The sequence below is a fragment of the Robertmurraya siralis genome, assembly GCF_005502275.1.
Lineage (GTDB): Bacteria > Bacillota > Bacilli > Bacillales > Cytobacillaceae > Robertmurraya > Robertmurraya siralis.
Genome location: NZ_SWLZ01000044.1, coordinates 1 through 11,688 on the forward strand (window position 1 = coordinate 1; position 11,688 = coordinate 11,688).

Below are 11,688 nucleotides of genomic sequence, written 5' to 3' on the forward strand. Positions count from 1 at the left end.
CCAAAACCCCTACCTCCAGTAAAATAACGTCAATTCCTATTTTACTAAAGTAGTAGGTTGATTGAGCAAAAGTGTAAAATCTTATCAAGCAATAACTGTCAACTTTATTCTAGCGTTTACATAATTATCTTATGTACCCTGATTGGAATCAGTTTGATCCTTATATTGAGATATAAATATAAAAAGTCTACCATACATTTATTGTTTACTTCTCTGTTTTATATCTATATCTGTATGTTGATAAAATATACTCAATTTCCAATCACATTTCTTCCCGATATAATGAGTAAACAAAGCTTGGAAGACGTGATTAATATTGTTCCATTTATTAATTTTATGAGATCACTTACCAATTACTTATTAAATATTTTAATGACAATTCCATTTGGATTTCTTTTGCCCCTAATAAAGAAATGCAATTTAAAAACAATTTTTCTTTGGAGCTTGATTCTCCCTTCTGTAAATGAATCAGAAGCTACGGTTCTTTGTGTTTCGTGCCATTAAGGTGTATGTGTTTGCCAGTTAGTGTAACATTCTAGGTTGAGACGGTTTGTTATGGGAGTACATCAGCGGCGAAGGAAGCGTAAATAAAAATTTTAAGTTTGAGAAATAGAAGTGTGATATTAAAAGCTTTTGTAGAAAGCATAAGCTCTTTTGTTTCTATTGGAATAATTACTAGAGGATATTCCCTTTTTATCAAGAATATTATTTAAAAGCGCTTTCAAAATGGTGCTTATAGATAAGCGCAGGTTAAAAAAGGGGGAAGAGGATGGAGATCACTTTACAAAATGAGGTTAAAAGGGAAAAACGGCGAAGAAAAATATTAATCAGGTCAGCAGGGATCTTGATTGGAAGCTTATTCATAATAGCGGTTGGACTATACGCTTACATTATTAGAGCACATCCTACCATCGCAGGGGAGATTCAACTATCTGGATTACAAGAAAAAGTAGAAGTCATTCGCGATGAGCATGGGGTACCGCATATTCATGCGAACAATGAGGAGGATTTGTATTTAGCACAAGGTTATACCCAAGCGCAGGACCGCCTATTTCAAATGGATCTAAGTCGTCGTCAAGCATCTGGGCAACTAAGTGAAGTGGTTGGTGAGGCAGCTTTAAATAACGATAAATACTTTCTGACATTAGGCTTAAGACGAGCGGCAGAAGCCTCATATGAACAATATTCAGAAACGGCAAAGCAGGTTCTCGCCAAGTTTGCTGAAGGGGTTAATCTTTATATAGATGAACTGCGTGAGAATGGAAAATGGCCGATCGAATTCAAACTCCTTGGATATGAGCCGGAAGATTGGAGTCCGATCGACTCTTTATTGATTGGTAAATATATGGCATTTGACTTAGGTGGCCATTGGGAAAGTCAAGCGTTTCGTTATTATCTATTGCAAAATTTCTCAGAAGAAAAGGCATTGGATTTATTTCCGACTTATCCTGAAGAGGCACCTTACATTATCGGTAAGGATGAATTAAATATAGAAAATAGTTTTGCTCAAGCAGTCATTCCTCATGAATATAATGGCAGTAATAATTGGGTCGTTAGTGGCACAAAAACGGCATCTGGCAAACCAATACTTGCAGACGATCCTCATTTATCACTATCAACACCATCGATTTGGTATCAAATGCATCTCGACGCACCAACAGTCAATGTGAGCGGTGTTATTTTTGCTGGGATTCCGGGAATTATTCTTGGTCATAATGAACAAATTGCATGGGGAGTTACCAATACAGGGCCTGATGTTCAAGATCTATACATTGAAAAAAGAAATCCAGACAACCCGTATGAATTCCTCTATAATCATCAATGGGAAAAAGCAACGGTAATCAAAAACGAAATTTTAGTAAAGGATGAGGACCCTGTAGAATACGATGTGGTGGTCACGAGGCATGGACCGGTTGTGTCGGAATTTGCAGCGGATAGTGGGAAAGAAACGGTCTTATCATTACAATGGACCGCACTTGAACCGTCTTCAGAGCTTGAGGCAGTACTTAATATGAATAAAGCTGGAAGCTGGGAAGAATTTGAAAAAGCGCTCGAAGGATTTCATACACCTGCACAAAATTTCGTCTTCGCTTCTACAGATGGAACGATAGCCTATAAAGCAAATGGAAAAATTCCGATTCGTAAAAAAGGGGATGGTCTGTTGCCTGTCCCCGGATGGACTGATGAATACGGGTGGGTAGGTTATATTCCATATGATGAGCTACCACGCACTGTCAATCCTGAAGATGGGTACATTTCAACGGCTAATAATAAAGTAGTTGGGGATGATTATCCGTATCATATTAATCATGATTGGGCGCAAGGATATAGGCAAATGAGAATTCAAGAAGTGCTCTCATCAACTGAACAGATCGAGGCTGAGGATATGATGCATTTACAAATGGATCAACTGAACATTCAAGCGAGGGAGTTTGTCCCTCCATTTATCGATTTGTTAAAAACATCGAGTAATAACAAGGTATCCCAAGCTCTATCAATATTAAAAGAATGGGATTATATCGATTCTCCAGAGCAAGCAGCACCACTCCTATTTAATTTATGGATGGACGAAATCGCAAAAGTTCTATTTGAAAAGGAAATTCCTCAAGAAACACTTGATTTATTTAGGGGGAAACGTCAGGCAGTGGATCAACTCCTGCGAAGAGCTATTGAGGGTAAGCCTGGTCCATGGATGGAAGAGCATAAGGGAATCGTTAACGTATTGGAAAAGTCTTTACTTCGAGTTATAGCGAATTTAGAGGAACAGCAAGGAAAGAATATGGAAAAATGGCAGTGGGGCGATTACCATCAAATCTATTTTCCCCATCCATTGTCAACTGTTAAGCCATTAAATCTTTTGTTTAATCAAAAAGGAAGAATTTCAGTTGGTGGAAGCGCTGTTACTGTTCAGGCAGCAGCGTTCAGGGAGGATGGTACTGTTAATCACGGGGGGTCTTGGAGATTTGTAATCGATATGAATAAGCAGACGACTGGTTACCATCTCGTTGGACCTGGACAATCAGGACATGTATTTCATAAATGGTATCAGAATCAATTAAAGAACTGGGTTACTGGAGACTATCACGAAACAAAATTGCACAATAATGAAGGGGAAACTTTAAAGTTAAAACCAAAGGCTCATTGAATCCATTTTAAAAGCTCCAAAAAAACGAATTAATTTCAATTTTTTCATAGTTTATTCATATTTATTCGTTACAATAGAAATAATTAAGAACGTAAAAGGAGATTTTATCATGGATAAAAAGAAGCTAGTAGATCTTGTCGATCGTTTAAAAAAGTCCGGAATAAAAGCTAGCATTACAAAGCCAAGAAAGACGCTACTTATGCTTCAACAGCAAACGGCTCCAAGCAACTGAATGAATGAGATAAAAAGGAAGCGGTGTTTATGACCGCTTCCTTTTTAATGCTTTATTTTACTTTTTGCATGATTTTTTTAAATATATCTTCTCTTTTAAATTCTTCTCCCATTGGATACTTCTTGATGTAACGATTATTCTCGTCTAAAAGGTAGACAAAGGTAGAATGAATAAAAAAACCATCTCCAGGGTCCCGATATTGAAATTGAAATGTACTTGCTAATTCTTCAATTTCCTTGAGGTCTTTTTTAATATTATTTTGATCTCCTGTTAGGAAAATCCAATTGCCATCATCTTCTACATCAAAATTATACATATACTGCTGCAGAACTTCAGGAGTGTCTTTGTACGGATCAATCGTGATTGTCATGAATTGGACCTTTTCACCAAATACACCAGCATCCTGCAAATCTTTTTTTAACATATTCATTTTAAGGGTTGTAGTAGGACAAATATCAGGGCAGTTTGTATACATAAATTCTACTAATTTTAGCTTTTTTTCGGACTCTGAAAATTTGTATACCTCATTGTTCGCCGTGATTAAATCAATATTCTCAGGTATTTTCGCCATACTGTCACGAATCAGGAAAAAAGATATCCCAGCCGTGATGGCAAGAGCTACGATTACACCGCATAAAATATATATTTTCTTCATTTTGTAACCTCCCATATTAAAGATAAGAAAATAATAAGGAAAATACTATGGATATATTGTGAACTTCTATTTTTTACTGTTCTTACAATCTTGTTTTATATGACAATGTGGATCATGCAGAGATGTTTTTACAGTAAGAATATTAATTCCATTTTCAGTAAATAATTTCAGCCAAAATATGGATCAATTTCGTTACGGAAATGTTATGAAACTGTGAACATTTGCATTTTGTGGAATATATCACGGAATTATGCGATTTTAGGCGATTAAGATGTGGGTAGGGAAATTCCGATCATTTAGGATGTGAGTAAATGAAAGGCATCGGCTTATTAAAATGGGGCATAGGCGGATTGATTGCCTATGAGCTACTGAATTTAATGAAAGGAGGTAGCAAAAAGGTACTCAGACCACCAGGTGCTGCTGATGAGGATGAATTTATGGCATTATGCATTCGGTGTGGAAAATGCAATCAGGCTTGTCCGTATGACTCGATTAAAATGGGTACAGAAAAGCACGGTCTCGGGATGGGAACTCCGTATTTTATTGCCAGAGAAAGTCCATGTATGCTTTGTGAAGATTTTCCATGTGTGAACGCGTGTCCAACTGATGCTTTAAGAGGAATTTCAACGGTTTACGATGTTGATATCGGTGTTGCAGTTATTGATACCGAGAGCTGCATTGCTTACCAGGGAATGCGTTGTGAAGTTTGTTATCGAGAGTGTCCATTAATAGATGAGGCCATTAAGCTAGATATACATATTAAGCCAGATGATAATCTCCATGCCATTTTTGCACCCGTGATTGATAAAGAAAAATGTGTTGGCTGTGGAATTTGCGAGCAGCGTTGTGTCATCGATAATCCAATAGCAATTAAAGTAAAGCCCCGTGAAGATAGCGGATTATTTTAATAAGGTTTTTGGTGAAAATGTCCTTATCTAATTAAGGGAGCAGTTCACTTAAAAATAGGCTTTGTTATATGTCGGCGTTGATATTTTGTTTAGCAAAGCCAAAAAATAGAATCTCTCTAGTTAATTTCAAAAAAACGTAGGTTGAAAATAGAAATTAACTACCTATAAAAAAGGGAGGAAAGAATGAATGGAATTGACAAGAAGAAGTTTGTTAAAAGCGACAGCCATTTCGATGACATTGGCTGTAGCAGGATGTAAGAAGGAGGATAAAAAGTCAAATAGCACAACGGTAACTGCCCAAGAAAGTGTTGAGCCAGATGAATGGAAGTCGACCGTTTGCCGTTTTTGTGGTACAGGATGTGGGGTTCTCGTCGGTGTAAAAGATGGTAAAGTGGTTGCTACAAAGGGAGATCCAGATAATCGTTCAAGCAGGGGCTTGAATTGTATTAAGGGATTTTATGTAGGTAAGATTTTATTTGGCAAGGATCGTTTAACAAAGCCGCTCATTCGTGAAGATAAATCAAAGAAAGGGACGATGGAAGGGTTCCGGGAAGCAACGTGGGAAGAGGCTTTAGATCTTGTGGCAAGTAAATTAAAAGAAAATTATGATAAGGATCCAAAGTCAATTGCATTTTGGGGTTCTGGACAGCAAACGATTATGGAAGGATATGCTTCTGTAAAGCTTTGGAAAGCTGGTTTATTAAGCAATAATATCGACCCTAATGCGAGATTATGCATGGCAAGTGCTGTTACTGGATTTATGACGACTTTCCAATCCGATGAACCGATGGGGTCGTATCGGGATCTTGATGAAGCAGATGTTTTTGTCACATGGGGCGCGAATATGGCTGAAATGCACCCGGTCTTGTACTCCCGCTTGACAGCGCATAAATTAAGCAATCCAGATGTAAAGCATTATGATATTACGACAAGACGTTCGAGAACATCAGAAACGGCAGACGTTGTGATGGAATTTCGCCCACAATCCGATTTAGCAATTGCAAATGCCATTGCCAATTACTTAATCGTCAACCAAAAATTTGATCAACAATTTGTCAACGAGCATGTGAAATTTAAAGCTGGGACAGAAAATTTAGGGCATTCTGTCAACGATGATTATGACAGTACAGAAGTTGGCATGGCTGCTGATAAAGCTTGGGAAATCAGCTTTGATGAGTTTAAAGAGAAGGTTAGTGAATATACGTTAGAAAAGGCGGAAGAGATCTCTGGCGTGCCGGCGGCAGATATTGAAGCATTGGCGAAAGAATTTGCTGATCCGAATAAGAAAATTATGTCTTTATGGACGATGGGAATGAATCAGCATACGAGAGGGACATGGATTAATAATCTTGTTTATAATCTTCATTTATTAACTGGAAAAATCAGCAAGACTGGAAATGGACCATTTTCTTTAACTGGGCAGCCAAGTGCGTGTGGTACAGCAAGGGAAGTTGGCGTGTTTTCTCATCGTCTCCCTGCAGATTTAGTTGTAGCAAATCCTGAACATCGCCGTTATTCTGAATTGATTTGGAATTTACCAAAAGGATATTTGGATCCGCTTGAACAGCCGGGCTATCATACGATTAAAATGTTCCGCGAACTTGGTAAAGGCAATGTGAAATTTTTATGGAGCATGTCGAACAATTGGGGACAAACATTACCAAAACTCAATCGTTTCAGAGGAAACGACGAAGATGGTAAAGGTGTGAAAGACGGATTTATTGTTGTTTCCGAAGTGTATCCTACCCGCTCAACGGAATTGGCAGATGTTGTTTTTCCAGCAGCAATGTGGGTCGAACGGGAAGGACAATTTGGCAACGCTGAGCGAAGAACTTCTGTATTTGAAAAATGTACGGAACCACCTGGAGAAGCGAAATGGGATCTTTGGGTCATTGTGCAAATTGCCAAAAGAGTTCTTGCTGGGAAAAAAATTGGCGATCAACCTGCGTTCGATGTCCTGTTCGGAAGTATATGGGATAGCGCAAATAATGATCTCATTTCTGACCAACACGAAGTAAATAAAATTTTATGGGATGAATATCGTGCCTTTACGAACCCCCATGAAAGTGATAATCCAGAAATTCAAGAATTAGGGAAAAAATTAAAAACAAAAGCGAAGCAAATGGCTCCTTATGAAGAATATTTCAAGCAACATGGCATTTGCTGGCCAGTAAGAAACGTAAATGGAGAATGGGTTGAAACGAACTGGCGCTATGTGCACGGAAAGCAGGAAGAGGGCTTCGACCAATACGGAGTGGAAGAGCTTGGAGAGGTTGGCAAATATCAAGATATAGATTTTTATAAATCGGAAGATCATCGCCCGTCAGTCTTCTTCCGTCCGTTTGAGGATGCACCTGAAATTCCTGATCAGGAATACCCATTTTGGTTATGCACAGGACGCGTTTTAGAACATTGGCATAGCGGTTCTATGACAAGACGTGTGCCTGAATTGCATCGAGCGGTGCCTGAAGCATTGTGTGAGATCCATCCAGAGGACGCTGAAGCAATGGGAATTAAAACAGGAGATATGGTCAAAGTTATTTCACGACGTGGAGAGGTTGAGGTCAAGGCAACTACGAAAGGAAGAGGAAACCCTCCTAAAGGTCTAGTATACGTTCCTTTCTTTGCTGAAGAAACACTAATTAATTTAGTAACTCTTGATGCTTACTGTCCAATTTCGAAACAACCAGACTATAAAAAATGTGCTGTTAAAATTATGAAAGCATAGTGGAGGTGTGCACTTTGAGTAAAGAATATGTTTATGTGTTAGGATTTATTCTAATTGTAGGATTAGCAATTGGGATATCTAAAATCGGTTCAACTGAACAGGCAAGTGAAGAACTTGGCGGGGAAGCGGTTGAGATCGTGGTTCCTCAGCTTAATTCGGAGGAAAGAGAAGATTCAGCAACAATGGTTCTTATTGGTGCCCCTCCGATGCAACCAGCAGATCATATTGACCGCTGGATTCCGGAACAACGCCATGAAAGTTGTTTAACTTGCCATGCTACTCCAGAAACAACTGGTGCTAGAGAAATACCAGAAGACCATTACTATGATAACAATATAAATAACCCGATTTTTAGAGATAACTGTATTCAATGTCATGGACAACAGAACGATACGAAGTCGGCTTTTAATAGTGAAGACTAGCTAAGTGCATAACTGATTACCATACAAACAGCGTATGAATGAAATCTGTCAGAAAGGAGACTTGAATATGGTTATTTCCGGCCTCTTTATTGAAACAGTTCCCGGTCGGGCATTATTTGTGGCGAAGGAGCTTGAGAAAAAGAACGGTGTAGAAGTGCATCATATTGAACAGGATTATAAAATCATTATTACGATGGAAACAGATACAGCGGAACAAAGCTATCAACTGGGAGAAAGTTTTAAGGAGATTGATGGAATCATAACAGTTTGCCTTGTATATAGCAACTTTGAAGAAGATCCTAATTGTCAACTAGAAGCTGATTATATATGAGTGACAGATTGAACAGAAGGCGTTTTTTTTCATTGAATATGGAGGCTGCTGCCGGTTTTTTAGGAAATCTCTTAACCTATGAATTGGACTTGGAGAGAGATTTCTTTCGCCCACCTGGTACACTTGATGAGCTTGAATTTTTAACGGCCTGTAGTAGATGTGGTGATTGTAAAGAGAGTTGTCCAGAAGGAATAATAAGTTTATTTTCAATTTCCTATGGTGCGAAACTTGTCAATACGCCTTTTATTGATCCAAACAAGAATCCCTGTACTTTATGTAATCGCTGTGTTGATATATGTCCAACGGGTGCCCTGAATGAAGAAGCTCCGAAAAAGATTGGTTATGCAGCGATTCAAAAGCATATCTGCTTAACCTACAAGGATGTCATGTGTGACTATTGCGTTTATGCTTGTAAGACAGAGGGAGCTATCCAATTAAAAAATGGGAAACCGGTCATTAATGAAGATGTTTGTAATGGGTGTGGACAATGTGTGGCTAACTGTATTTCCGAGCAAAAGGGAGTTCAAATTTTACCTCTTTCATCGTATAATCAATCATTAAGATAGGGATGATAAAATGGTTAAAAGACCAAAAGTCATTCGAAAATGGACTCTTGCTAGAAGATTTGTTCAGTGGGGGATTCTGTTTATATTCCTTACCCCACTGTTTTTCGTCAAAGTAGAGAGTGATAATTTCTTTTTTGGCTCTCTTGCTTCATCAAGTTTTTTTGGGATCACGTTGACTGATCCATTTGCTGCCTTGCAAATTTTATTTGCTTCAAGGGAAATCAGCTTTGTTTATCTCGGCGGCGCTCTCCTAATTTTTCTATTCTATTTGTTCGTACGTGGGAGAGTTTTTTGCAGTTGGATTTGCCCATTGAATACGTTATTAGAATTAACGGATAAGATAAGAAATTTTTTCAAGCTTCCTGATCAGCATTTTGAGAGGCAGCATAAAAAATACTACGCACTTGCAGTCCTTTTGCTGTCCTTTTTTATCGGAGTCCCAGTATTTGAACTGATTTCACCTATTGGGTTCACGATGCGCAATCTTTTATTTACCTTCGGAATTGGTTTATGGCTAATCGTTGCAATTGTTCTCTTTGAGTTGTTTATCTCAAAGCGAGGCTGGTGCCGTTATTTCTGTCCTCTTGGTGGATTCTATCAATCGATTGGGAAAGTGGGGACCTTTCAAGTAAAGTTTAACCATGATCTTTGTGTTGGCTGTACAAAATGTCGATCTGTTTGCTTTGCTGACCCTGACATTTTAGAGCCTGCGATTAATAGGGAAAATGAATATGTGAGAGCTGGAGATTGCAGTCTTTGTGGTGCATGTGTTGACAATTGTCCGTTTGGAGCATTGAAAATTACGGTAAGGGAAAAACCAGGTGTCATTAACCATTTCCATAAAATTAATTTTGAGAAAAAATATCCTTTTAACCGTTAAAAGAACACTGAATGAAAACCGCTATTTTGAGATGAATTGCTCAAAATAACGGTTTTTTTCAATTACAAAGCTTTACTAAAAATATTAATCCTCAAAAGATGCCAAGTGTGGGTCTGCCACCTTATTTGATTCCCTGGAAAAATTCTCGTAACATCCCCATCGTGTGGTCGTTTTAGTAAATATTATCGCTAGAACCCACTGCCTTAAATATCTCGTATCACCCAGTATACCGTCATCTGATTTTTTCCACTGTTTTGCTCTAAACTGACCCTTCAGTCAATTTTAGATAAGGTAAAGGAAATTACAATTATCGAGTCACGATATGATTTATAGAATGAAGTTCGAAAAGAAATGTAGAGCTTAACTTTAATATTTTTTAACATTACCAAATAGAAAAAAATGGTATAGTAAATATAGTTGTTTTTATAATAAGGAGTGTTTGAATGGTTATTAAGATTACTAAAATATTGGGAGCATTAATCGCCCTGGTTTTAATAATTACAAGCATAGCAATCATAATTAAAGTAGATTTTTCAAACCCGGGAAACATAAATCGTTTTGTACATAATAAGCTGGATAAAACAAATGTACCAGGTGTTTCCATTGCTATCATAAAAAATAACGAAGTTGAGAGGTTTATAAATTATGGCTATGCGAATATCAATGAAGGAAGAAAAGTAAGTCAAGACACAGTATTTCAAATTGCGTCATTATCAAAGGTTGTCACAGCTACCGCTATCATGCAACTAATTGAAAAGGAAAAAATCAATTTGGATGATGACATTAACATGTATCTTCCGTTTTCGGTTGAACACCCCCATTTCTCAAATGAGCCGATAACTGTTCGAATGTTATTGGATCATACATCAGGAATTAAAGATAATTGGGATATTTTAAACAGTCTTTATACGATTGATAATGGTGGAGGAGACTCTGAAATTTCAATCGGTGAATTTTCTAAAGAATACTTATATGAAGGTGGGAAATGGTATTCGGTGGAAAATAATTATACAGAATATAAACCGGGAACCACTTTTGTGTATAGTAATGTCGGATACGGACTATTAGGTTATATGGTTGAACAAATTAGTCAATTGCCATTCGATCAATATTCTCAACAATACATTTTTAATCCGTTAGGGATGTCACAAACATATTGGCTTCATAAAGATGTAAAAACAGATAATTTTGCAGCACCATATGATGGGAGTAAAGAATTACCAAAGTACTCTTTTCCTACATATCCTGATGGCTCTTTAAAGACAAATGTGGTTGATTTTAGTAAATTTCTTATGAGTATGTCAATTCTAAATAAAGATAATGCCATACTAAAATCAGAAACCATTAAAGAGATGTTAAGTCCCCAATCGAACGATGGAAAGCAAGCTTTAGGATGGAGTTATTCAGTTTTAGATGATATTTTTATGAAAAAATTGAATAGTGGAAACATTGTCGGACATACTGGTTCGGATCCAGGGATATTTTCTATAGCCCTTTACAATCCAGAAAAAAAGAATGGCTTGATCATATTCATGAATCAAGAAATGGGGCCTAAAATAGAAACGATCAATATATATTTAATGGTTAAAAGACTGGTGAAAGAAGTTTTTTATAATGACCACGATTAAGAACTCGGAGGAATCCTCTTTTAGTTATATTTCATTTCAAATTATAGAGCAAAAACAAGTGGAGGTTGTTCCATGTGACCGTCAAGTAGAATGAAACAATTTTTGCTCGTTATTTTGAAACACTTTGTTCCCCAAATATGGTAGAACGATGCTTCATACGATAACTATCTTCATTTAAATGAATGATTTCTAC

General features: G+C 37.3%; 10 protein-coding genes. 9 read left to right on the top strand and 1 reads right to left on the bottom strand.

What is annotated here, in order from left to right; all coding sequences use genetic code 11:
* Positions 1–769: 769 nt before the first annotated feature.
* A complete protein-coding gene (locus FCJ93_RS24400) occupies positions 770–3,145 on the top strand; it encodes a penicillin acylase family protein (protein WP_137744913.1) in 2,376 nt (791 codons plus the stop codon).
* A 109-nt stretch (positions 3,146–3,254) separates the two neighbouring features.
* On the top strand, positions 3,255–3,377 hold the full coding sequence (locus FCJ93_RS25730; RefSeq protein WP_263641566.1) for a hypothetical protein: 123 nt from the start codon (positions 3,255–3,257) through the stop codon (positions 3,375–3,377).
* Between the two features lie 52 nt (positions 3,378–3,429).
* On the opposite strand, the gene FCJ93_RS24405 is transcribed toward FCJ93_RS25730, so the two are convergent.
* Positions 3,430–4,032: an SCO family protein gene (locus tag FCJ93_RS24405; protein ID WP_137744914.1), complete on the bottom strand. Its 603-nt coding sequence runs from the start codon at positions 4,030–4,032 to the stop codon at positions 3,430–3,432.
* A 311-nt stretch (positions 4,033–4,343) separates the two neighbouring features.
* On the opposite strand from FCJ93_RS24405, the gene FCJ93_RS24410 reads away from it, so the two are divergent.
* From FCJ93_RS24410 to FCJ93_RS24440, 7 genes are all read left to right on the top strand, one after another.
* Positions 4,344–4,940 carry a 4Fe-4S dicluster domain-containing protein gene (locus FCJ93_RS24410; RefSeq protein WP_095306206.1) on the top strand — a complete coding sequence of 199 codons (597 nt, stop codon included), beginning with the start codon at positions 4,344–4,346 and terminating at the stop codon, positions 4,938–4,940.
* Between the two features lie 187 nt (positions 4,941–5,127).
* Positions 5,128–7,668, top strand: a complete 2,541-nt coding sequence (gene napA / locus FCJ93_RS24415) for a nitrate reductase catalytic subunit NapA (RefSeq protein ID WP_137744915.1) — start codon at positions 5,128–5,130, stop codon at positions 7,666–7,668.
* Positions 7,669–7,682: 14 nt separating this feature from the next.
* Positions 7,683–8,090 (top strand): nitrate reductase cytochrome c-type subunit, encoded by a 408-nt coding sequence (locus FCJ93_RS24420; protein WP_095306204.1) that lies wholly within the window; start codon positions 7,683–7,685, stop codon positions 8,088–8,090.
* A gap of 67 nt (positions 8,091–8,157) precedes the next feature.
* The gene (locus FCJ93_RS24425; RefSeq protein WP_095306203.1) at positions 8,158–8,421 is read left to right on the top strand and encodes a chaperone NapD; all 264 of its coding nucleotides are present in this window, start codon (positions 8,158–8,160) and stop codon (positions 8,419–8,421) included.
* Positions 8,422–8,429: 8 nt separating this feature from the next.
* Entirely contained in the window at positions 8,430–8,987 is a 558-nt protein-coding gene (locus FCJ93_RS24430) for a 4Fe-4S dicluster domain-containing protein (RefSeq protein ID WP_235879587.1), read from the top strand.
* A 10-nt stretch (positions 8,988–8,997) separates the two neighbouring features.
* Entirely contained in the window at positions 8,998–9,867 is an 870-nt protein-coding gene (locus tag FCJ93_RS24435) for a NapH/MauN family ferredoxin-type protein (protein WP_095306201.1), read from the top strand.
* Between the two features lie 443 nt (positions 9,868–10,310).
* On the top strand, positions 10,311–11,495 hold the full coding sequence (locus FCJ93_RS24440) for a serine hydrolase domain-containing protein (protein WP_137744916.1): 1,185 nt from the start codon (positions 10,311–10,313) through the stop codon (positions 11,493–11,495).
* The last annotated feature ends 193 nt before the right edge of the window (positions 11,496–11,688 follow it).

Coding starts and splice junctions, on each gene's coding strand:
- FCJ93_RS24400 (WP_137744913.1), top strand. CDS start 770: ATGGAGATCACTTTACAAAATGAGGTTAAAAGGGAAAAACGGCGAAGA.
- FCJ93_RS25730 (WP_263641566.1), top strand. CDS start 3,255: ATGGATAAAAAGAAGCTAGTAGATCTTGTCGATCGTTTAAAAAAGTCC.
- FCJ93_RS24405 (WP_137744914.1), bottom strand. CDS start 4,032: ATGAAGAAAATATATATTTTATGCGGTGTAATCGTAGCTCTTGCCATC.
- FCJ93_RS24410 (WP_095306206.1), top strand. CDS start 4,344: ATGAAAGGCATCGGCTTATTAAAATGGGGCATAGGCGGATTGATTGCC.
- napA (WP_137744915.1), top strand. CDS start 5,128: ATGGAATTGACAAGAAGAAGTTTGTTAAAAGCGACAGCCATTTCGATG.
- FCJ93_RS24425 (WP_095306203.1), top strand. CDS start 8,158: ATGGTTATTTCCGGCCTCTTTATTGAAACAGTTCCCGGTCGGGCATTA.
- FCJ93_RS24435 (WP_095306201.1), top strand. CDS start 8,998: ATGGTTAAAAGACCAAAAGTCATTCGAAAATGGACTCTTGCTAGAAGA.
- FCJ93_RS24440 (WP_137744916.1), top strand. CDS start 10,311: ATGGTTATTAAGATTACTAAAATATTGGGAGCATTAATCGCCCTGGTT.